21 protein-coding genes are annotated in these 23,242 nt (G+C 41.5%); 11 read left to right on the top strand and 10 right to left on the bottom strand.

The genetic code is table 11. The features are described from left to right. Positions 1-54 precede the first annotated feature (54 nt). The 4 genes from QOW94_RS08920 (at position 55) to QOW94_RS08905 (ending at position 4,013) form a co-directional block, all read left to right on the top strand. On the top strand, positions 55-564 hold the full coding sequence (locus QOW94_RS08920) for a TetR/AcrR family transcriptional regulator (protein ID WP_283680040.1): 510 nt from the start codon (positions 55-57) through the stop codon (positions 562-564). A 13-nt stretch (positions 565-577) separates the two neighbouring features. Beyond that, complete coding sequence (locus QOW94_RS08915) at positions 578-1,636, top strand: ABC transporter permease (RefSeq protein ID WP_283680039.1); 1,059 nt, start codon at positions 578-580, stop codon at positions 1,634-1,636. A 4-nt stretch (positions 1,637-1,640) separates the two neighbouring features. Further along, a complete protein-coding gene (locus tag QOW94_RS08910; RefSeq protein ID WP_283680038.1) occupies positions 1,641-2,324 on the top strand; it encodes an ABC transporter ATP-binding protein in 684 nt (227 codons plus the stop codon). Between the two features lie 333 nt (positions 2,325-2,657). Beyond that, positions 2,658-4,013, top strand: coding sequence for a gluconate:H+ symporter (locus QOW94_RS08905; protein ID WP_283680037.1), 1,356 nt, complete (start codon positions 2,658-2,660; stop codon positions 4,011-4,013). Positions 4,014-4,149: 136 nt separating this feature from the next. Here the strand turns inward: QOW94_RS08905 and QOW94_RS08900 are convergent, their stop codons facing one another. Then, the gene (locus QOW94_RS08900; RefSeq protein ID WP_283680035.1) at positions 4,150-4,728 is read right to left on the bottom strand and encodes a winged helix-turn-helix domain-containing protein; all 579 of its coding nucleotides are present in this window, start codon (positions 4,726-4,728) and stop codon (positions 4,150-4,152) included. Between the two features lie 112 nt (positions 4,729-4,840). Here QOW94_RS08900 and QOW94_RS08895 point away from each other — a divergent pair, with 112 nt between their 5' ends. Then, on the top strand, positions 4,841-6,163 hold the full coding sequence (locus QOW94_RS08895) for an MFS transporter (RefSeq protein ID WP_283680034.1): 1,323 nt from the start codon (positions 4,841-4,843) through the stop codon (positions 6,161-6,163). Between the two features lie 282 nt (positions 6,164-6,445). Here QOW94_RS08895 and QOW94_RS08890 read toward each other — a convergent pair whose 3' ends face one another. Beyond that, complete coding sequence (locus QOW94_RS08890) at positions 6,446-7,768, bottom strand: uracil-xanthine permease family protein (protein ID WP_283680033.1); 1,323 nt, start codon at positions 7,766-7,768, stop codon at positions 6,446-6,448. Positions 7,769-7,947: 179 nt separating this feature from the next. Further along, the gene (locus tag QOW94_RS08885) at positions 7,948-8,406 is read right to left on the bottom strand and encodes a GNAT family N-acetyltransferase (protein WP_349630358.1); all 459 of its coding nucleotides are present in this window, start codon (positions 8,404-8,406) and stop codon (positions 7,948-7,950) included. Between the two features lie 86 nt (positions 8,407-8,492). Between QOW94_RS08885 and QOW94_RS08880 the strand changes: the two genes are divergently transcribed. From QOW94_RS08880 to QOW94_RS08860, 5 genes are all read left to right on the top strand, one after another. Then, on the top strand, positions 8,493-9,101 hold the full coding sequence (locus QOW94_RS08880) for a hypothetical protein (RefSeq protein ID WP_283680032.1): 609 nt from the start codon (positions 8,493-8,495) through the stop codon (positions 9,099-9,101). Between the two features lie 24 nt (positions 9,102-9,125). Then, positions 9,126-9,629, top strand: coding sequence for a YbhB/YbcL family Raf kinase inhibitor-like protein (locus tag QOW94_RS08875; protein WP_283680031.1), 504 nt, complete (start codon positions 9,126-9,128; stop codon positions 9,627-9,629). Between the two features lie 72 nt (positions 9,630-9,701). After that, positions 9,702-10,181 (top strand): universal stress protein, encoded by a 480-nt coding sequence (locus QOW94_RS08870; protein ID WP_283680030.1) that lies wholly within the window; start codon positions 9,702-9,704, stop codon positions 10,179-10,181. A gap of 578 nt (positions 10,182-10,759) precedes the next feature. Next, positions 10,760-12,373: an FAD-dependent oxidoreductase gene (locus tag QOW94_RS08865; RefSeq protein WP_283680029.1), complete on the top strand. Its 1,614-nt coding sequence runs from the start codon at positions 10,760-10,762 to the stop codon at positions 12,371-12,373. Positions 12,374-12,452: 79 nt separating this feature from the next. Next, positions 12,453-14,051 (top strand): APC family permease, encoded by a 1,599-nt coding sequence (locus QOW94_RS08860; protein ID WP_283680028.1) that lies wholly within the window; start codon positions 12,453-12,455, stop codon positions 14,049-14,051. 33 nt (positions 14,052-14,084) lie between these two features. Here the strand turns inward: QOW94_RS08860 and argD are convergent, their stop codons facing one another. The 7 genes from argD to QOW94_RS08825 form a co-directional block, all read right to left on the bottom strand. Next, the gene (gene argD / locus QOW94_RS08855) at positions 14,085-15,239 is read right to left on the bottom strand and encodes an acetylornithine transaminase (RefSeq protein ID WP_283680027.1); all 1,155 of its coding nucleotides are present in this window, start codon (positions 15,237-15,239) and stop codon (positions 14,085-14,087) included. Between the two features lie 11 nt (positions 15,240-15,250). Next, positions 15,251-15,994 carry an acetylglutamate kinase gene (gene argB / locus QOW94_RS08850; RefSeq protein WP_283680026.1) on the bottom strand — a complete coding sequence of 248 codons (744 nt, stop codon included), beginning with the start codon at positions 15,992-15,994 and terminating at the stop codon, positions 15,251-15,253. A 12-nt stretch (positions 15,995-16,006) separates the two neighbouring features. Next, a complete protein-coding gene (gene argJ / locus QOW94_RS08845) occupies positions 16,007-17,212 on the bottom strand; it encodes a bifunctional glutamate N-acetyltransferase/amino-acid acetyltransferase ArgJ (RefSeq protein WP_283680024.1) in 1,206 nt (401 codons plus the stop codon). A gap of 14 nt (positions 17,213-17,226) precedes the next feature. Next, on the bottom strand, positions 17,227-18,255 hold the full coding sequence (argC, locus tag QOW94_RS08840) for an N-acetyl-gamma-glutamyl-phosphate reductase (RefSeq protein ID WP_283680023.1): 1,029 nt from the start codon (positions 18,253-18,255) through the stop codon (positions 17,227-17,229). A 227-nt stretch (positions 18,256-18,482) separates the two neighbouring features. After that, entirely contained in the window at positions 18,483-19,877 is a 1,395-nt protein-coding gene (locus QOW94_RS08835; RefSeq protein ID WP_283680022.1) for an MFS transporter, read from the bottom strand. A 135-nt stretch (positions 19,878-20,012) separates the two neighbouring features. After that, positions 20,013-20,639, bottom strand: coding sequence for a GyrI-like domain-containing protein (locus QOW94_RS08830; protein ID WP_283680021.1), 627 nt, complete (start codon positions 20,637-20,639; stop codon positions 20,013-20,015). Positions 20,640-20,653: 14 nt separating this feature from the next. After that, positions 20,654-21,562 carry a matrixin family metalloprotease gene (locus QOW94_RS08825; RefSeq protein WP_283680020.1) on the bottom strand — a complete coding sequence of 303 codons (909 nt, stop codon included), beginning with the start codon at positions 21,560-21,562 and terminating at the stop codon, positions 20,654-20,656. A gap of 183 nt (positions 21,563-21,745) precedes the next feature. Here QOW94_RS08825 and QOW94_RS08820 point away from each other — a divergent pair, with 183 nt between their 5' ends. Further along, positions 21,746-22,723 carry an aldo/keto reductase gene (locus QOW94_RS08820; RefSeq protein ID WP_283680019.1) on the top strand — a complete coding sequence of 326 codons (978 nt, stop codon included), beginning with the start codon at positions 21,746-21,748 and terminating at the stop codon, positions 22,721-22,723. Positions 22,724-23,242 lie beyond the last annotated feature (519 nt).

The raw sequence follows: 23,242 nt of genomic DNA, 5'->3' as shown, positions 1-23,242 counted from the left end.
TATAACCAATCAATAAGTGACACGGTGTCACTCAGAAAGAAACGAGGTGCTTACATGCCAAGCACAACCTTTGAAAACCTTAACCCCGACAAACAACAACTCATCGAAGACGCCTTACTAAAAGAGTTTTCCGAACACCCCCTCGAGCAATCTCAAGTAGCACGAATCATCAAATCAGCCGGAATCGCCCGCGGTGCGTTTTACAAATACTTTGAAGATTTAACGGATGCTTACGGCTTCATCTTCAAAAAGGCGATGATCAACTTTCACAAAGACATTCCGGATTATAAAACAACTGATCCTGAAGAATACGCAAACTCAGTTGAACGGTTTGTTGCTAACGTGACCAACAGTCAGTATTACAACTTACTCAAGCTGCACTACCAATACAACGAAATGGTTTATAGCGATGAAAAGATGATCAAGAGTCAATCGACCATGCCCCCCAAGATATGGTCAATTGCAATTCTCAGCCATCAAGCAATCAAAGAAGCGCTAACTTACCCAGAAGACACAGCCGCAATCGTGGCCAAACTTCGTCAGTCCCTATCAGCATTTAAATAATGGAGGAATCATTATGTTTTTAGCCCTAAAGGAAATGAAACACGAAAAATTCAGATACTCACTCATCATCTCAATGGTTGTCCTGATTGGTTACTTAATCTACGTTCTAACTAGTTTGTCAATCGGATTAGCTCGTCAAAACACTACCGCAATCGAATCCTGGAACACCCAGACAGTTGCGCTAAACAAAGATTCGAATATAAATCTTGACCAGTCAGTTCTAATGAAGGGCGATATTAACAGCCTTGATAAGAAGAATGATGCGGTAATTGGTGAAACTCCAGTCGTCGCTAAGACCACTGGCCAAAGCAAACAATCTGCCCGTTATATTGGCCTATCAGATGACCAATACATTTACAAAACTTTGGACGTAACTTCAGGTAAGAAGTCACTAGCTAAGGGTGATGTAATCGTCGATGAAGCATTCAAAACAAATGGTTACAAACTTGGCGATACGCTCAAACTTAATTCATCAAACCAAAAGTTTAAAATCGTTGGTTTTACAAAGGATGCCAAAATTGATATTGCCCCAATCATCTATGGAGACATTTCTCACTGGAACACCCTAAAGAATTACAACTCAAACATCGTTGGTAGTGCTGTGATCTCAAAATCTAATAGCATCAACATCAGTGATAAGCACCTCAAAAACTACAAAGTTGGTACTGTGATCAACAAGCTTCCTGGTTACTCCGCTCAAAACACAACGTTTGAATTAATGATTGGCTTCCTAATGGTTATCTCGGTCATCGTTATCGCGGTATTCCTGTACATTCTCACAATGCAGAAACTTAAGAACTATGCCGTCATGAGAGCTCAAGGGATTCCAGCAAATGTTCTGGTTAAGGCAACTATTGCCCAATCATTCATCATTGTTGCCGCTGGCCTATTGATTAGTGCCGTTCTTGCAACCGCAACTGCCTTGGTTCTCCCAGCAGCAGTGCCGATCTTCTTCGATGTTCCAGTTCTCGCAGCCGTTTCAGCAGCATTGATTGCTCTGTCACTCTTAGCTGCCCTTATCCCCGTTCGTTCAATACTTAAAGTCGACCCTGTTACCGTAATCGGAGGTTAATAACATGCAAGCAATTAAATTAGAAAATATCAGTAAATCATTTGGTAAAGATTCCAGCTTCATCCAAGTCCTTTCAGACATCAACATGAGTACCGAAAAAGGGGAACTCAGTTTGATTCTTGGTCCTTCCGGGGCAGGTAAGAGTACCTTTCTTACCATTGCCGGCGGCCTCCAAACTCCATCTGAAGGTCAAGTTTACATCGATGATCAGCAAATTGACCACATGTCCTCCAAGCAACGAGATCAGCTTCGCCTGAACAATATCGGCTTCATTCTTCAGTCATACAATTTGGTTCCGTATCTTACAGTTAAAGAACAATTCACGTTAGTTGACAAGGTTAGAAAATCTGGGAATTTGGATAAAAATGAGCTAGCTGATTTATTCCAACAACTTGGAATTGAAAAGCTAGTTAACAAATATCCTAGCGAATTATCAGGCGGTCAAAATCAACGAGTTGCAATTGCCCGAGCTCTCTACACTGATTCTGCAATCGTCCTTGCTGACGAACCAACCGCTGCTCTCGATAGTGAAAGAGTACTAGAAGTCGGCAAGCTCTTCCGTGATTTAGCCCATTCCAGAGAAAAGTCGATCGTTATTGTTACTCATGATGTGCGTTTGATTGAATTTGCCGATAACGTTTATCACATTATGGACGGTAAAATTACAAAGGATGAACAAAACGATTAACTAAGATGCGTGAAAAGAAACTAAAACAGTTATCGAATTCTTTAGTTTTTCTTAAGATTATTTAAAAATAAAAATATTTTTCAGATGGTTAAAAGCCTTATTCCTTGACTTTTAGCCATCTTTTTTGTATATACCATTATCTTTTTGAAAATTTATCGGACAAATTTCGAAAATTATTTTCATCAATCGGTACAACGGTTTAAGCGGTTTCACAGTTTTATTTCGCACTTGTTTTTACATATCTTATGAGACCTATAAGGAAAAATTGACTGCGCTTTCTTTTACCAATATAATTTTAAAGTTCGATTTTAAATATAGAAATGAGGAAGAAAGTTGCAATTTTTAGTTTTGTTCTTAGGTATCGCCTTACTATTATTCTTGATTATTAAGGTTAAAATGAATACCTTCGTTGCGTTGGTTCTTACTGCCTTCGTTGTTGCTTTGGGTCTTGGAATGAACCCTGCAGACGTTGCTACCACGATTACCAAAGGAATTGGTAATTCAATGGGTGACCTAGCAATCGTCTTCGGGTTTGGTGCAATGATTGGCCGACTCGTATCAGATGCTGGTGGATCATACCGGATTTCCGAAACGTTGATTGGTTTCTTTGGTAAAAACAAGCTCCAACTTGCCGTTGTGATTGCTTCGTTTATCATCGGAATGTCAATGTTCTTCGAAGTTGGTTTGGTTCTGTTGACTCCAATCATCTTCGCCGTTGCTTTGGAAGCTGAAATTCCCTTCCTATACTTAGGAATTCCAATGTTGGCTGCATTATCTACTACCCAAGCCTTCCTACCACCACAACCAGCTCCTACTGCTGTTACTTTGGCAATGGGTGCAAATATTGGTAAAGTGTTGATTTTTGGAATCATCGCTGCTATCCCAACCATTATTATCGCTGGTCCTCTGTTCTCAAGACTTGCTAAAAAATATGCCCCAGAGGCTTTCGAAGTTAAGCGCGAATTACCTGCACTTGGTGAAATGAAGAAGTTTAACCTTGACGAAACACCAGGATTTGGGATTTCAATGCTGACATCCCTTTTCCCAGTTATCTTCATGGGTGCTTCAACTATCTACCAGCTTGTGGTGATGCACGGTTCTAAAGCCGCCGAGCGTCATGGTTTCAACGCAATTATGACAATGTTGGGAACTCCAACTGTTGCCATGCTTGCTTCTCTTCTCTTCGCAATGTGGGCAATGGGTTCACACCAAAAGAAGACGATGAAAGAAATTGGTAATACTCTGAACGAAGCCATTAAGTCGGTTGCTGTGCTTCTGATGATCATCAGTGGTGGGGCTGCCTTCAAGCAAGTTCTACTTGATGGTGGTGTTGGTACTGCTATTCAACACGCAATGGCCCATGTTAACTTATCACCAATCATCTTAGCTTGGTTGATTGCCGTTATTTTGCGAGTTGCCCTTGGTTCAGCTGCCGTTGCATCTTTGACCGCTGCTGGTCTTGTTATGCCTCTAGTTGCCGCAACTCACGCTGATCCAGTTATGATCACGTTAGCAATCGGTGCTGGTTCAGTTGCCGCATCTCACGTTAATGATGCTGGTTTCTGGATGGTTAACGAATACTTTGAATTATCAGTTAAACAAACTCTTCAAATCTGGACGGTATTGGAAACAGTATTGTCAGTGGTTGGGTTGCTGATGGTATTGATTCTGAACGCAATCGTTCATTAGCAATAACTGCGAACCATGAATAATGGGTCGCATTCTCAATGGTTACTGCGTAAAGCAATAATTTGGATAAAATCAAAAGCAGCGATAATTTTCATTTTCATGAAAAATTATCGCTGCTTTTTTTGAATCTATACCCTTATCCTCTATCCAGCCACTTTTCAAAAATAAAGTTAATTTTCTTCTTATCTTTTCCCTGGTCGTTTTTTTCTGCATCCCGGAGTAACTGACGGATATCCATCAGCAGTTTATCCTCTGCCTCTCTACTAAGCTGAACACTATCTGTCAGATAAGAACTGTGGATCTGATTCTTATTCTCTTTTGATTTACCATACTTTTTGGTTTCAGACTCCATTGATTCCAAAAACTGCTGATTGTTGAATATCAGCCACTGAGCAACTTCATCGCTGTGATCTGCCACCCATTCAGCTGAGATGTTCATCTCACCACCATCAAGTGATTCACTGGTGTCTCTAAAACCAGTGCTTGAATAATAATACTCCTGCAGATTTTTAACACTCTTAACATTAACAATTTCAAGCAGGCCGGCATCAATTAACTTCTTAAGTTTATAGTACAGTTGATTCGCTGGAATATCAGCTTTCTCTGCGATTTGCTTAGTGGTTAGTCCCTCTGGAACGTTTGTCACTTTTAAGATTGCCCCAACTTTTTCATCGCTCATTAACTTTGCAAACTGGGATACTTTCTTCGCTGCCATTTATTTCACCTCGAATTCATAATATGCTCTTGACAAAATAATATCAAACGTCTAAATTCATATCAACGTTAAAATTATTTTTAACGATAATTATTTTTTGAAGGTGTCCAATATGACAAACAATGTTGATCCGGAAAACTCAACCATTCAAGCAATCACTGTATCAGAATCAAAAGTTCAAATCGTGAAAGACGTTACTGGCAATCTAATCAGCTCGTTTAGTAGCGGAATGTTTTCGCTCGCCCTCGGGCTGATGTTATTAAGTGAGACCCATTCACCAATTGCGTTTGGCCTAGAGTCCGCAATTACGCCAATTGTTAGTATTTTAACGATGATCCCCGTTGGTAATATTACTGATCGGTATCCCCACAAACGAATCATCATTTTTTGTTCTTTAATAAAGATTATCGCTTTGACAATATTTTGGCTTACAATTGACTATTTTTCCGGTTTCTCAAAACTAGTTCCGGTGGCCATCCTGCTAGTTATCCTTTCTACAACCGGAAACTTTTCAACCACTGCCTACACCGCCTCCGTGAAAGAATTGGTAAGTCCAGACTTCATCCCCCGGTTAGGATCACTGACTCAGTCAGCTTCTTCCCTATCATCAGTTCTTGCTCCAATTGTTGGTGTTGCTCTATACTCTGCAGTTAAATTTGACACATTTGTCTTAATTTCAATCATTGCTTCAATTGCTTGGCTTGGAATAACTCTTTCAATGAAGTTTCACTATCAACGCAACGAAAACAAGAGTATCTCAAGAACCAATAACTCTCTGAAAAATCAGCTCACTCAATTCATGGAGGGGCTTCATTATATCCTCAATCGAAAAATGATGAGAGACCTTATCTTGATTGCCTGCATGATTAATTTTCTATTTGTTGCGGTCACGGTTGGCCTTCCATATACAATCGTCCACCAAATTCACGCTGGCAATTCAGCCGTCGGTATCATAGACGGTTTCTTTTCAGCAGGAATTTTGGCCGGGAGCATTTTGCTCAGCATCTTTCCAGGTAGGAAACATCTGCTAGTTAAAATCGTAATTCCACTTGTAATCATGAGTGTGGCAATTTTCTTAATTGGAATTTTCAACCTAACTTACACCACTCCACTGCTCTTTACGGTTCTCTGTTCTGGAACTCTGGCAACCGCCGGGGTATTCAATTCAGTGCTTAATATTTCCAGTTCTGTTTACATGCAGCTAACGGTACCAACCCACATGCTAGGGCGCGTAATGTCAACGTTTATTGCCCTTGTAACTTGCATCTCGCCACTAGGATCATTGTTGTTTACATTTGCTTTTAAATTCATCAGTAATGGTGCGTATATTTTCATTAGTACGGGACTATTTTTGTTTATCTACATTTTGTTATTCTTGCCATTATTAGTGAGGGATATGAGAGCGGATATTAAGCGGACGGAACGTGCGGAGTAGTTAAAACTATGAAAGGCCAGCAAAAAACGTGTTCGGAGTTTCAATTCCATGCGCCTATAAAATATTAAGATACTAAATAGTTCACATATCGAAAAAATGCAGTAATAAATTTCAGTTTCGTGAAATTTATTGCTGCATTCTTTGCTTTTATCCAAATCCTTGCTACACGCAGTAACCGTCAGGACTGAGGACCACTATTCATGGTCCTCAGTTACTGTCGGTCTCGCGGGGGTGAGACATCGAAAGCATCTTCGTATGCTTTCTGTCTCACTCCCTCACACTCTAATCCTTTCCCGCCGCCTTACGCGCCAACCTCATCTCATGCTCCTTCTCACTCGCAGCCTTCTGTGGCAATACAAGGTTAAGAACAATTCCGATAATCGTTGCAAAAGCAAGTCCGGTAAATTGGAAATCACCAAGTTGAAGATAGGCATTACCAACTCCAATAACCATAACTGAGGAAGCAATCATTAAATTTCGCTTCAAGCCCATATCAACTTTGTTTTCAACCATAACCTGAATTCCGGAAGTGGCAATCGTTCCAAATAATAGGAAACTAATTCCACCGATAACAGGCAATGGCATTTGCATAATCAACACGTTTAGTTTGTGAACAAAGGAGAAGATAATTGCAAAGACAGCTGCACCCATCAATACGTACACACTGTGAATCTTCGTAATTGCCATAACCCCAATGTTTTCGCCGTAACTAGTAACCGCAGGACCACCAACTAATCCAGCAAAAAGTGATGCAGCACCGTCACCAGCAAGGGTTCTGTTCAAACCTGGATCCTTGAAAAAGTTTCTGTGAGTCAATTCATCAAGCACCATGATGTGACCCATGTGCTCAGTCATCGTGACAAACGCAATTGGGGCAATCGACATAATCGCACCCCAGTTTAGCTTGAACTTATATGAAATACCTGGGAATTCAAATTGCGGAATCTTAAACCAAGATGCTGCAGCAATGGCATGTAAATCAACCAAGCCACAAAAGACAGATAGTAAGTATCCACAGACAATTGCAAGTAGAACTGGAATCAAACCAATAAAGCCTTTGAAAACCATATTGAAGAAAATAGCTAAGAATAATGTGGCTAATGCAATCAAGAAGTAGGTCAAACTGTACTTACCGTCTTTCATCATGGCATCTTGAGCGGCACTTCCAGCGAGTGAAAGACCGATAACCATAACAATTGGTCCAACAACGATTGGTGGCAATATTTTATCAACCCACGCAGAACCAATTGCCCAGATAATCGCTGCGACCAATAGGTATACCAAACCAACTCCAACAACCCCTTGAGCGATTCCTGGATATCCAGTCGTCTTCATCAAAGCCGTCATTGGTAAAATAAATGCGAAACTTGATCCCATGTAGGCAGGAATCTTTCGCTGAGTAATCATGATGTGAAGCAACGTTCCGACACCAGATGAGAACAACGCAATACTTGGGCTTAATCCCACCAATAACGGAACGATAACCGTTGAGCCAAACATTGAAAACATGTGTTGGAGTGATAGACCGATCCAAGGGAAAAACTTGGGTTTGTCATGAATATCCAACAACGCTTCGTCGTCATGATAATCTTTTTGATTCGACATAAAATGTGCCACCTTTTTATTATTTGAATCCAAAACAAAACGCCCACCACTAGCAAGTGATAGGCGTTATTGGGCACACAAAATGTCCATTTCATATCGGTTCTTGCTAGTCTCTCTGGACCAGAGTTAAAGATTCATTTCTTAACGACTAATTATACTGGTTTGATTAACCTTGTCAATCAGTTTTTCAAATCAAGTTCCATGTCGATATTAGGAATGCCATCCTCAAGATACTCATCACTAACGTCTTTAAATCCGAATGAATGGTAAAAATCCTTAACGTAAACCTGCCCTGCCAGGACAAACTTAGTCAGATTCGGCATCGCTACTTTAGCCCGATCCATTGCCTCGTTTATGAGGTCACTGCCAAGATGCCTGCGCCGATATTCCTTCGCAACAATTACCCTGCCAATCCTAGCAATAGTTTGATTATCATTAGGAATAACCCGACAATACGCTACCAGGTGTTCTCCCTCATACATCGATAAATGATACGCCGTTAGGTCTTCATCATCGACCTCTGGGTAAGCACAATTTTGTTCCACCACGAAAACATCGACCCGGAGCCGATAAATGTTATATAATTCAATAACACCTAAATCCGAAAGTTTTTGAAAGTTAATTTCGATATCGTTCACACCCTTAAAATACACTTTTTTGGTATTCTGTTATAATAAGAGCGATAGCGAAAACTTTCAAGGCACATTTAAAATGAGGGATTGCATTGCAGAACAAAGATGATAAGCCGCAATATAAAAAATACGACTTTAGTGAGGATGATAGCTCCAGGCGCCAAAAGAGAAATAACTTTCGTGGCTGGTGGTTTGCAGTTCTAATTCTCGTGGTTGCCGTGATGATTGCTCTGGGAATTAGTTGGTTTCAACAGTCTGCCGGTAAACAACACGAAAAAGGCAGCTCAGACAAGTCACCAATCACTAAAACAATCAAGAAAAAGTTAGACCACAATGAAGAGAGTCATAAAGTGGAAAGTTTCGAAAGTCGATTGAGTAAAGCCAACAACGATGGTTTGACCTCACAACAGAGAAGTTCATTCCAGTCCGAAGTTGACAACGAAAAAGATTCATCTGTAAAACAGGATGAGCAATCGATTTTAAATGAAACTCCATCCAAAACTATCCCTAACAAAAAGCCAGCCAAACCTAAAGTCAACTCTTCGGCAGATCAGTTTACCCAACCACACACCTTCGCATCCATAAGTGATGCTCGGAATTGGGCTCAAGCAACCAAAGCTGACTGGCTCCGGGCTGGTTACAACAACTTCACGATCACAACTAATGGTCAAGGATACTACACCCTCACATTTGTAAAATAACGATAAATAAGGGAGGAATAACATATGAAAATTTCTGTTCCACTAGAAAATGGCCTCTTACCTGATAAGTATGGTAAGCACGCCACTGAAAAATTAGATGATAAGCCAATCGTTTCATTTCCAATCTCAATTGAAGACGGCCCTGCCCACACCAAAACGTTTGCCCTGCTACTAATTGACTGGGACGCAATTCCAGTTGGTGGATTTGCTTGGATTCACTGGACCGCAGCCAACATTCCGGGTGACACAAAAGAGATCCCCGAGGATAACAGTCGTAAATTGATTGTCCCAATGATTCAAGGGGCTAATAGTACTGCTGGCGGTCTGGTTGGAAATACCAACCCCGCATCAGCTTGGCGCTACAACGGTCCTCAGCCACCTGATGCAACTCACGATTACCATCTCCACGTTTATGCGCTAGATTCTAGTCTTGACCTAAAGGATGGTTTTTGGTTGAATGAAATGCAAAAGCAAATGAACGGCCACGTACTTGAAGAAGCCGTCGTTAGTTTGCCTTCTAGGAATTAAATATCGGTTTTTAAAAAGCATAGTGATATAATGAACAAAGATAATTCGAATACAAATCGGAGGGGTAGATTCATGGAAGCTCAATACACAAACATTATGGCACCCGTTGACGGGTCCAAACAAGCTGAAACAGCATTAACAAAGGCCGCAATGGTCGCTAAAGTAAACGGTGCTCATTTGGACGTACTGCACGTTCTTAGCACCACACAATATGGTTACAATTACGGTGGAATGGTTGATGGTGACGTTATCAACAACTTAGTTGAGGACACCACCGATTACTTAAACAAACTTGTTGACCGAATCAAGAAGGAAACTGGTTTTGAAGATATCGACATCCATATTCGATTTGGTAATCCCAAGACGGTTATCGCCTTTGAATTTCCAAAGGATCATGACTCTGATTTGATAGTAATTGGGGCTACTGGTATGAGCCGGTTGCAACGAGTGCTTGAAGGTTCAGTTTCTTCATTTGTAAATAGAAACGCAACTTGTGACGTTATCGTAGTTCGGACGAATGCTGATAACTCACCAATTACACCAGAAAAATAATGGTTAATGACGGCCCCTCCTACGGAAACGTGAGAGAGGCCTTTTTATTATGTATTTATTTCTTAAGCAATACTTGTGGAACTATGTATCGCTGTTTTGCAATACCTATGGAACCAGGTGGACATCGGTTTTCAGTAATTATTTCTTTAGCAATACCCGTGGAACCATGTATCGTTCTTTGGCAATACCTATGGAACGTGGTGGACATCGGTTTTCAGTAATTATTTCTTTAGCAATACCCGTGGAACCATGTATCGTTCTTTGGCAATACCTATGGAACGTGGTGGACATCGGTTTGAACTTTTCAAAAAACGAAAATTTCAAACTCGAGTCTTATAGTAAGGCGAATACGCCTAACTATAACGACACCACTGATAGGCATTGCCTTTTGAACGATTACGCATAGTCCTGCACAGGCAACTCGTTTTTTCTCAAAAAAAACGCTCAGACATCCCATCAAGCTTCTTCGTATGCTTTCTGTCCCACCACCAAATACCCAAAGACCAATTCTTTGCCGTTTGCCCCCAAACTCGATATTCTTAACGTAACAAAGCGGTTACATCTAAGGGGGAAACAACATGAAATACGTAGTCATTGGTGGCATCGCCGGCGGACCATCCTTTGCCACCCGCCTATCACGTATCGACAAAGATGCAGAGATAATCATTCTCGAAAAGGACATCGCTATTTCCGTTGCCAGCTGTGCCATTCCTTACTACCTTGGCAACATAATCGATGATCGTAATACTCTGATTGAGAGAACGCCCGAAGTGTTAAAAGCTAAAAACAACATCGACGTTCGACTAAACAACGAAGTCACTGCTATCGATTCAAATAACCAACAGCTGTCCGTCACTGATCACTCATCTGGTGAGGAATACACCGAAAGATATGACAAACTAATTTTAGCAACTGGGGCGTCTCCCACCTTCCCACCAATTCCCGGAATCGAGGATGCAGACGATGCCTTCGTTTTACGGAGTTTAAGTCAAGCCGACCAAATAAAATCATTCATTGACGAAAAATCCCCAAAACAAGTCACCATCGTTGGGGCAGGTACAATCGGGATTGAGCTTGCCGAAAGTTTCATCACCAGGGGAATTGATGTCTCAATTGTTGAACAGAGTGATCAAATTGCTGCCCCGTACGACTCAGAAATCACTGATATTCTCAAAGACCATCTAAAGGATAAGGGTGTCAAACTATATCTAAATCAAACAGTCGCCTCAATTGAGGATAATGGTCACACCATCAACTATGCTGATGGAACGGTTCATCAAACTGACATGGTTTTTCTGGGAACGGGTGTCAAACCAAACTCAGAAATTGCGGCCGCCACTGGAGTCAAAACTACAGCAGATGGCCATATTCCAGTCAATAATCAATTTGAAACCAACGTTAACAATATTTACGCAATTGGCGATGTGATCGAAACCACTAGTTTAATTGACGGCCAACCAATTCCTAGTTTGCTATCAAGTGCTGCTAATCGCCAAGGTCACCTGCTTGCCGACATCTTGAACGGTGAACCTTTGGAATACAACGGCTTTATCGGAACGGGAGCTTCAAAGCTTTTCGACCTAACCGCTAGTTTCGTCGGTTACACCGAACTAATGCTGAAAGCCAAAGGGGTATCAAACTACAAGACCGTCTTCATCACACCTTTTGATCACGCCTACTTCTACCCGGGAGCAGACCGAGTTAATTTCAAATTATTATACGAAGACAAAACGGGTAAGATTCTCGGTGGCGAAGCAATCGGAACACAAGGAGTTGATAAACGAATTTCACAACTTTCTGTCGCCATCACTGGTAATTTAAGTGTGTTTGACCTACCAGCCTTGGAAATTCCTTATTCCCCACCTTATTCATCGACCCGCGATGTTCTCAACATTGCCGGTTACGTCGCTATGCACTCACTGACTGACGGCGTTGAAACTATTAAGGAATCTGATATTCCCGATGATATTAAAAGCAACGCGGTTTTCTTAGATATCAAGGAAGCAGGCAAGCCTACCATGGGAAATATCCAGCCTACTCTCAACATCCCATTAAATGAATTACGAGATCGCATCAACGAACTGCCAAGGGAACAACCGGTTTACATTACTTTCAGAAAAGGAATTGGCCCTTACAATGCGTCCCGAATCCTTGCTAGTGAGGGAATTAAAGCCGTTATTATTGAAGAGTAAGTGCTTATAATTCCATAGCTACTTTTGACATATTTTCTATTTTTGTTACACTGGAAAATACTTTGTTAAGGAGGTATGTATGGATTCTGAAAACACAACGAAGATAGGTTTGTTTCAGCTCATTATGTTAACTTTAGGCTCACTGATTGGTTCCGGGTGGCTGTTTGGTTCGTGGGAGGCGTCAATTGTTGCCGGCCCCGCGGCCATCATCTCATGGATAATTGGTGGCGTCGTAATTGCTACAATTGCTTATAATTACATCGAATTAGGGGCGATGTTCCCTGAGGCTGGGGGAATGAGCCGTTATGCTCAGTATTCCCACGGTCCACTTCTCGGGTTCATCTCATCCTGGGCGAACTGGATATCGCTAATTACCCTAATTCCAATTGAAGCCGTTGCCGCAGTACAGTACATGAGCTCCTGGCCTTGGTCGTTTGCTAAATGGACCCATGGATTCCTACAAAACGGAACGATAACTAACGTGGGACTGCTGATGGTGTTTCTCTTTATCATCATCTTCACGTTACTAAACTACTGGTCAGTTAGTCTGCTAACTCGCTTTACTAGTCTGATTTCAGTATTCAAGATTGGGATTCCCATCTTGACGATTATTATGCTGACTGTGTCTGGTTTTCATCCCGAAAACTATGGTCATACTCTTCATGAGTTCATGCCTTACGGGTCAGCCCCAATCTTTTCGGCCACCGCGACTGCGGGAATTATCTTTTCATTTAACGCATTTCAAACTGTCATTAACATGGGAAGCGAGATCAAAGATTCCAAGCACAACATCATGCGGGGAATCATGATTTCACTCTTAATAAGTGGAGCTATCTACATCGTACTGCAAAGTACATTCATCACCTCAATGGCTCCCGGCTTTCTGCACCAACATGGTTGGAACGGAATTTCGTTTAACTCACCATTTGCTGACTTGGCAATTTTGCTAGGTATTCACTGGTTATCAGTGTTACTATACATGGATGCGTTCGTTTCACCATTTGGAACTGGAGTTTCCTTCGCAGCATCAACTGCGCGGGCACTCTACGCAATGGAGGCCAACCAACACATCCCTAGTTTTATCGGGAAGGTCAACCAACAGTACGGCATTCCTCGGGTAGCATTGGTGGTAAACGCCGTCTTGAGCATGTTGATGGTATCAATCTTTAGATCATGGGCAACTTTGGCGACCGTTATCTGTACGTCAACTTTAATTGCGTACCTGACCGGTCCAGTCACTGCAATGTCATTCAGAAAAATGGCACCCAATTTCAAACGACCAATTAGACTAAAACATTTAAACTTCATGGCTCCATTTTCATTCATGTTGGCCTCACTCGCTATTTACTGGGCAATGTGGCCAACCACAGTTCAAGTTATTTTAGTAATCGTACTCGGACTACCATTCTATTTCTACTACGAATACCGAGCTGAATTTGTTAACACCCGAAAGGCGTTCTGGTCAGGTCTCTGGATGGTGACTTACCTGGTCTTTCTCTCAGTCATATCTTATGGTGGGAGTACTGAGTTCCACGGTCAAAACTGGATTCATTATCCCTACGACTTTTTAGTGATTGCCGTTGCCTCACTGGTTTTCTATCACTGGGGCGTTAAGAGCAGCCATATTTTTGCGGATTTTTATCAGGCAAAAGAATTAAACGATACTGTTGAAGAATGATAAAAAAGCTGGCGGAAAATTCCGCCAGCTTTTTTATTGTTCCTCAACAACCATTACATTTTTTAAACTACTCTTTATTTTCTCAACCCCAAAGACTATGTCTCCCTCAGATATAATCAGTGGTGGCAACAACCGTAACGTGTTGTGCTCAGCACTCAACGTCAACATCCCCGCTTTTTGTAAATCAGCTATCACATCAGCAACCGCCACCTGGTCATCAAGTTTAATCCCAACCATCATTCCAAGCTGACTGATTGATTTCACAACTGGCAATGGTTTGATTTGCACCGCTAATTCTTCTTTCAAAACGTTGGCCTTCTGGCTAACACTGTCTAAAAACTCAGGTGTCAGCTGCTGCAATACCCCCTTAGCCGCTGCCATTGAAACTTTGTTACCACCAAAGGTCGTGCCGTGACTCCCCGGTCCAAACGCCGGTACTAATTTCTCTTTCCCTAACATCGCTCCAACCGGAAGCCCGTTTCCCAACGCCTTAGCACAGGTGATAATATCCGGTTCGATTCCAAATTGCTCATAAGCGAATTTCGTTCCCGTCCGGCCAATCCCAGTCTGAACTTCGTCAACAATCATTAGCGCACCACATTGGTGACAAACTTCCTGTAATTCCGTCAACCATTGCTTATCAGCGAGAACCACCCCACCCTCACCTTGAACAACTTCAAGAATGACAGCAGCAGTATCATCCGTGACCTGCTCAAAGGCAGATTCAGAATTATACTCAGCAAATTCAACGTTTGGTACCAATGGTGCAAAGCCTTCAGAAATGTGGGAATTTCCAGTCAACGACATCGATCCGTACGTCCTGCCATGAAAACCGTTCTTGAAGGCAATCACATTAGTTTTGCCAGTGGCTTTGCGAGCTAGTTTGAAAGCTGCTTCGTTCGCCTCAGTTCCTGAATTGCAGAAAAAGGCAACCATCCCGTCTGGACAGAGGAGCTTAGCCACTTCTTCTTGAGCCTGGCTGGGGTAAAGGTTTGACGTGTGCCACACTTTACCAATTTGGTTAGTAACCAGGTGATTGATCAACTCATTACTGTAACCAAAACTACAAACCCCAATACCGCTAGTAAAATCTAGATATTCTTTTTGCTGATTATCAATCAGAGTCCAGTCATGGCCATCAACGATTTCCATCGGAAACTGATTGTATGTATGAAACAAATTACTCATATTCCTACCTCCTAGCCCATTGCAACGATTTCAGTACCATCGCCCATAACGTTCCCTTTGATTTGAACCGAACCAACCCCAGCCTTAAACGCATCAATGGCAGCCTGAATTTTCGGCATCATGCCATCGGTAATAATTCCTAAATCATAAAGTTGAGTTGCCTCCGTTTCAGACAAGTTAGCGATTGTCTTGTGTTCCTTCATCACCCCTGGGACGTCCGTCAAAAACAATAGTTTGTCCGCAGCAATCAATTTAGCCAAAGCAGCCGCAAAAGTATCAGCGTTAACATTGAGTTTCTTTCCGCTAGTACCATTAATAATTGGCGCAACCACACTCACAACACTTGGATCATTCAATTCTTCATTCTTGATCCAAACCTTGGTCAATTCACCAACCAACCCAAACTTTTCAAAATTGAGGTATTGCCCTTCGAAGTGATTAAAATTCATCGTGTTGAGAGAACTAGCATCGATTCCGTTACTACCAAGTTTTGCCAGCAACTTGGGTTGAACCATTCCAATCAGTACCGACTCCACAATTGAAATTGCTGCATCGTTTGTTACCCGGACCCCATCAATTTTAGGAGCGTCGATATTCAATGCACTAATCAATGAGCTAATTTGAGGGCCACCACCATGAACGATGATTACCTTATTTCCCAAAACTTGCCATGTCTTAATTTGATCAAAAAATGATTCATCCAATTCTTCAACGGCTTGACCGCCAACTTTGACAATAATTACATCTGGTTTCATGATGGTTTCCTCCTATTCGTACGCTGCGTTTATCTGGACATATTTATAAGTTAAATCGCATCCCCATGCTGTTCCGCTGGCATTTCCAGCTCCTAAGTCAACGTCAATCACCACGTTATGGGTGGCGAGTGATTTCCGAGCAGCCTCTAAATCGATTCCATCAACCGGCTGGCTTTGCTCGACTAACTGGATTCCGTTAAGCCATACACTTACCCCAGTTACATCCAAGTGAGCATCCGTCTTACCAATGGCATCCATTATTCGGCCCCAATTAGCATCCTCACCGAACAGCATTGCTTTGACCAAACTGGAGCCAACGATTTCCTTAGCAACTTCCTGCGCCTCCAACTGGTTCAAGGCGGAATTGACATTGACCTCAACAAGCTTGGTTGCCCCCTCACCGTCCTCGGCAATTTGTTTTGCCAAATAGGTCATAACGCTTTTTAACCCAGATTCAAATATCGCCTTGTCCTCATTGTTCTGGTTAATTTCAGAATTACCTGCCATTCCGTTTGCCATGATCACCACCATATCGTTGGTGGAAGTATCACCATCGACGGTAATCTGATTGAACGTTTGGTTAGTTTCATCAATCAAAAGTGACTGGAGATAATCTGCATCAACGTTAGCATCTGTTGTCACAAACCCAAGCATGGTCGCCATGTTAGGGTGAATCATTCCTGAACCCTTGCAAAAACCACTGATAATAATATTCTTACCACCCAAATTTAATTCGATTGAGATCGTCTTAGCGTGAGTGTCGGTCGTGAGAACCGCTTCGGTGATTTTAGTAGAATCAGTCAGCTGTAATTTGCTAATTCCCGCCTCAATCTTGGCCATTGGCAACTGCTTACCAATGATTCCGGTTGAAGCAACTGCAACCATCGAAGAATCCAGCCCTAATTTACTAGCAGTCTGTTCCTGAACCTGTTTGGCATTTGCTTCGCCTTGAGGGCCGGTACAAGAGTTAGCATTACCACTATTCATAACTACGGCTTGAAGTTGGTGCCCATTATTAATTGTTTCCTTAGTCAGCTTAGTTGGAGCAGCTTGAAACTGATTCGTTGTGTATACTCCTGCAGCACTCGCAGGCACTTCAGAAACCAGCCAACCAAAGTCCAACTTATCTGCCTTGATACCAACGTTCATCGCATCAGAGTGAAATCCCTGGGGCCAAGTAAACCCGATTTTCTTAATCACAGCATCTAATTCTTGCATTCTTATCATCCTCTCTAAATGGCAACTTGATTCAGCTTTAATCCCTCGTTTTCTGGAAAACCAAACATCTGGTTAAAATTCTGAACGGCTTGACCACTGGCACCCTTAATTAAATTATCGATCACACTGACAATCATTAGAGTCTGGGTCGTTTCGTTATAGGCAACCCCCACATCACAGAAGTTGGTTCCAGTAACTTCCTTGATATCTGGTAATTTTGCACCAAGATACCTAACAAACGGCGCACTAGCTAAGTTCGATGAGAACAATTCATCAATATCGTCGAAGCTGACGCCAGCTTTAGTTTTAACGTATATCGTCGCCATAATTCCCCTAGTGATTGGGAGCAAAGAAGTGGTGAACTGAATTGGTTTGGCATCCGAATTCCACTGCTTTAACTGTTGCATGATTTCTGGGATATGCTGGTGGTGATTAACCTTATACACCGAAAAATTTTCGTTAACGTTGATGAAATGACTGCCATCGGTTAGTTTCTTCCCAGCACCAGAAGTTCCTGACTTAGCGTCAACAATGATACTGTCGAGTTGGAACATTGCTGAATTCATCACGGGTTCAAGGCCAGTCAACGTTGCAGTCGCGTAACAACCTGGGTTAGCAACATACTTGGTCTCTGGATTTATGCCACCAAAATCAGCTAGTCCATACTGAGCAGTTGCCAAACCAACTTTGGCTGCGGGCTTCTGATACCATTTCTCATATGTGGCTGAATTCTTGAGACGATAATCCCCCGACAGATCGATAACTGGAAAACCGGCTTCGATAAACGGTTCTCCCAATTTAGAAGTTACTCCTGCGGATGTCGCAAAGAAAACCGCCGTATTATTATTCATTATTTCTGTATAATCATATGGATAAGCAAGGGTATCATTACCAACCATTTCCGGATATATTTTTGAAAATTGAATTGGTTCGCTTAAGTTGTGGTCGTACACATTTATAGTATCTATACTACTGTGGTCACTCAAAAGACTATATAAAATTTTTCCAGCATATCCACTCATTCCGACTAATGCAACATCCAAATCAATCACCCCAAATATACATTATTAAGTATTTTTATTAATTGATATGTATATTACCCCAAAAGATTAAAGTTAGCAAGTTAAATTTTAATGTTTATTCCATTTAATTTTAATATTTTATATTTTTATGCATACACCCATATTAAAAAAAGCTGACTATATAGCAATAATCAGCTTTTACTCGTTGTATATTATTCATACTTTTGATATTAATTATTTTTAATTCTTTAATCAGTTACCCTAAACAACTTCCGGTACAGGCCAAAGTTTATTAGTCCTAGAACTAGAAACAAACCAATCGTTAATTGACTACCCACCGCAATGTTCTGAGCATGGGTCATTCCCGCAATACTAATGGAACTCATCAACGCAGCACTAATTGTGGTTCCAATCGAGCCGGCGACTTGCTGCCCAGTACCGTAGATTGCGTTTGCGTCACTTCGAACCCGATCATCAATTTTCTTCAGTCCATAAGTCATACTGTTACCAAAGGCCATTGAGCGACCAGCCGCAAACACCGTATAAATAACTGCAATCATCACAACATCCATACTCCTAATAAATAAGACATAGATCGCAAGGGTTGACGCAAATAGAAAGTTGCCCAGGTACAAAGGCAATTTTGCGCCGTACCTGTCAAGCATCCAGCCATAAATTGGTTGACCAAATCCATTAATAACACTACCTGGCAATAAAATTAGGCCCCCAACAAACGAGCTAGCATGGTTAACGATTTGAACGTAACTTGGGAGTAAGAAATTAATACTAATATTGGTTAGTTGAAGAAAAATATATGGCAAAAAACTGTAAAGAAAAACTTTATCTTTAAACGTACTAATTTCAAATAATTTCCGACTTGTCCGCTTGGACTGTTTATAGAACGTGACAAATGCAACTATACTAATCGCTAAGCCGATAATGGTAGCAATTACCCCGTTTGCCCGATTAATCGAATTAATACCGAGCATCAACGCAACCAAGGCAACTGATAAAGCGACAAAGCCACCCCAGTCAAACTCATATCCGGTCTTTAGCTTCGAATACTGCTTTATTTGACTTGCACCAAGCAAAAGTAAAATCGCTGCAATTGGCAGTGTCCCCCAGAAAATCATCCGCCAATCTGAAATTGATACCATCAATCCACCAAACGAGGGACCCAGAGCTGGTCCAACCAAAACAATCAGGTTTGCCATCCCCATATACGTTCCCAACTTATGACGTGGCACAATCTCCAGAATAATGTTGTTCATTAAGGGACCGGTGATTCCAACACAACCAGCCTGAATTAGCCGTCCAAGCAATAGGATCCAATAATTAGGAGCTAGGCCACTCATCAAGTCACCAACGATAAACAAAATGGTTCCAGCCAAAAATAATGTTTTGTTAGTAAACTTTCTCTTTAGGTAAGCTGACGTTGTCATTGTCAACGCAACCGTCAATAAGTATCCCGTCGTTACCCACTGAACCGTATCTAACGAAACATTAAATTGCTTCATTATTGTTGGAAAAGTTACGTTCATTGACGTTTCAACCAAAACCCCTAGGAACGTCATTAACGCAATAATTGTTATTACAAGAAAGGCTTTTTGCCCATCTCGATTCGTACTTGCCTCTTCTGCCATCATTAATCCTCCAAAAATTTCATCACTATTTATATTACATTGTTTTGACCACAAAAAAAAGGCGACCATAACGTACTTTATGGTCACCTCTAGCTACTTATTACTATAATAAATTCAGATTTTTTACACTTAGATTTACTTCTCAGCTACGCGCCAACGTAAAACCGTCTTTTGTTTTTCCGGGGCAACTTTACGGGGGTCAGAAAGATAGATTTCACGATGTTGGTACTTTCCCATCGTCGGCACCTGCTTCAAGCCTAGCTCATCGAGCTGCTTATTCATCATCGAAAAAGTTGCAGTTTCACTGTCGTACGGGCCAACATGTAAAGCCTGAATCGACTTATCTTCAGTATATTCTTCAAATTTAATATCATTTATTAAATTATTTCGTTTTTTAGTAGCGGTTGCTCCCTGCAAATCGTCAATCATGGACGCGGTTACTTGGTCAGGTTGGCGAATCATTATCTTATAAATTAAGTCATCTTTATTAATTTCACCTGTCGGTTTATCCGGTAGCGTCCACACTCCCTCTAACGGGTAAACGGTATACTCGTAGGGATCATTTCCTAACTCGCCCTTCTTCAAAGCAAATCTAACTGCATAGCTTAATGCATAAAGCGCACCAACCCTATCACCAAACTCAGATTCGTTTGGATTACCATTCCCAGTGAGCGTAAGAAACTTGAAGTTTGGAACCTCTATGACTGCTACTGATTTAGGAAGGTAAATCTGCTTCTCTAATTTTCGCCATTCATGCTTCATAATAATCCCCCGAATTAATGCCTTGCGTTATATATTTTCCATGCTAGTTTACCCCGATTTTGGTCCGCTTTAGTGATTGGATCATACCCAGACTTGCTTGCAGCAACTTTCTTATAATCAAAAATCCAGTTCCACTGAGCAGCGTAATACATAACGTCAGACTTGCTTGGTGAGTGTTCCAGCCCAAGAACATGGCCTAATTCATGAGTCAGCACGTTGGCGTATTCAAATTGAGTTCCCTTTTTAGCGATTCCGTCGACATCAATTTTATTTTCAATATCCGTCAACTCACCCTGAACAACAGTAATTTGGTCTTGCCGAAATGCCTCAACTTTGGTCTTATAGTCCGGATCACTCTGGCCAACTTCTTGAGCATAAGCTGCAACTTTCTCAGTCGCTTCCTTGCCTAGCTCATTCAAACTAGCATGGAGCATTTCGTTTTTGATTGAGTGAGTCGAGTGCTTATAATAGTAAGAACTGACTTGAACTTTTTTCTGAGCGGGAATCCACCAAGCATCTCCTGAGTCAGTAGCAGAGCTTGGATTATCCTTCGCAATCGAGAAAGAAATCGTATGACTCTTTTTACTACCATAGTAGAATACTGATTTCCCTAATTTCTTATTCCAGAACTTCATTGCAGCGGTAAGACTCTTCTTTAGTGGTTTGCTCTTACTATTAAAGTAGACCTTAACCCGATTCTTCTTATTAAAGCCAGTCTGCAAATCGTACCCCAATTTGTACTTCTTAGCTAGTGTCATTGAATATTTCCGATAATACTTGCTACTCTTTTTTAGGACAGCAGTACTTGGCGTCACGTTTTTGCTTGCCGCAGTTGCAACCGGTGCTTCAATTTGAGCTACAACGCCCAACCCGATGGTCGAAACCAGGGCCATTCCCAACTGACGTAAATGTTTTGTCTTCATCTAATATTCCCCCGCAATCTTTTTCTATATTATATACCTCAAGAATATACTAAAAATACGGAAAGAACTAGATTGCCATATTTTTTGACCACCAAATGTCATTTTATGGCTGTTGACTTTTATTTGAAACGGGCTTTAATTAATAGTACACAAGTAATTTTTGGTTTAGAAAGGAATTCAACAATGAAATACCGTAGACTTGGCAATACTGGTTATAACATCAGCGAAGTATCACTCGGAACTTGGCAACTTGGTGGTAAATGGGGAGATCCGTTTGATAAAAAAGGCGCGATCGAGACTCTCGAAGCTGCTTATGATCAAGGAGTTAACTTTTTTGATACCGCTGATGGTTATCAAGATGGCAATAGTGAACACACCGTTGGTCAATTTTTAAAGAGCCATCCTGATGTTCACTTCACGACTAAGATTGGTAGAAAAGAGGTTCCGCTTGCTGCTGAACACTTCGACCCCGAGCATATCAAGCGTTACGTTGATGAGTCCCTAACAAACATGGGATCAGATGCTTTAGACGTTGTTCTACTTCACTGTCCACCAACTTCAATTTACTACACTCCAGAAACTTTCTTTACTCTTGATCAGCTAAAAAAAGAGGGAAAGATTCATAATTACGGGGTTAGTGTTGAAAAGGTTGAAGAAGCAATCAAGGCCATGGATTATGACATCACCGTCGTTGAAATTATCTACAACATGTTTAGATTGCGGCCAGAAGAACTGTTCTTTGACCTTGCTAAGAAGCATGACATCGGTGTTTTAGCTCGGGTCCCACTTGCCAGTGGTTTGTTGACGGGTAAGTTCACAAAAGACACCAAGTTCTCACCCGAAGATCACCGGACTAATAACCGAAATGGTGAGCAGTTTGATAAGGGTGAAACCTTCTCAGGTGTTGATTACAATACGGGGGTCGATGCAGCAAATATATTGAAGGAAAAACTTGGCTCTGACAATTTAGCAGCTACCGCCCTTCGCTTTATTCTCATGCAGGACGCAGTTTCAGCTGTGATTCCAGGAGCAAGTAATCCAAACCAAATTGTGAGAAATACAAGTGCGGCGGAGGTGCCTGCATTGACTAATGAACAAATTGGAATTGTGCGGGACGTGTACGAAAAGTATATTAAGAACCCCGCGGGGTATGAGTGGTAGGGAGTGAGACAGAAAGCATACGAAGATGCTTTCGTTTTCTCACCCCCGCAGAGAGCACTACAGAAATCTTTGATTTCGTCTTAGTGCCCCAGCAAGAACAACAATTAGTGAATTCTGCGAAAAGCGGGATTCACTCTTGATGTTTACTGCAGACCGACAGTAACTGGGAGCCATGAATAATGGCTCTCAGTCCTGACGGTTACTGCGTGTAGCAATTTCTTGGATAAAAAAATTGCAGGGAATTAAAACTCCGAACACATTTTAGCTATGTAGCAAGCGAAAGGGCGAACACATTTCAGCCATGTATCAAGCAACGACCAATCAAACTAATAATAGTCCTCAATCCTGACGGTAACTGCGTACTGCATCCAGTCGAATAAAAACAAAAATCGAGGCTGGGACATAAGTCACGCCGATAAATAAACTGGACCATATTTTCCATGATTCTTCGGAAAATATGGTCCAGTTTTTCTTTTACCGCTAAGCAAGGAAATAAAATAGCCATCATCAAAGCCAATT

Origin of the sequence: Lentilactobacillus sp. Marseille-Q4993 (genome assembly GCF_951230165.1) — a bacterium.
GTDB lineage: Bacteria > Bacillota > Bacilli > Lactobacillales > Lactobacillaceae > Lentilactobacillus.
This window is presented reverse-complemented; position numbering and strand designations above follow the sequence as displayed.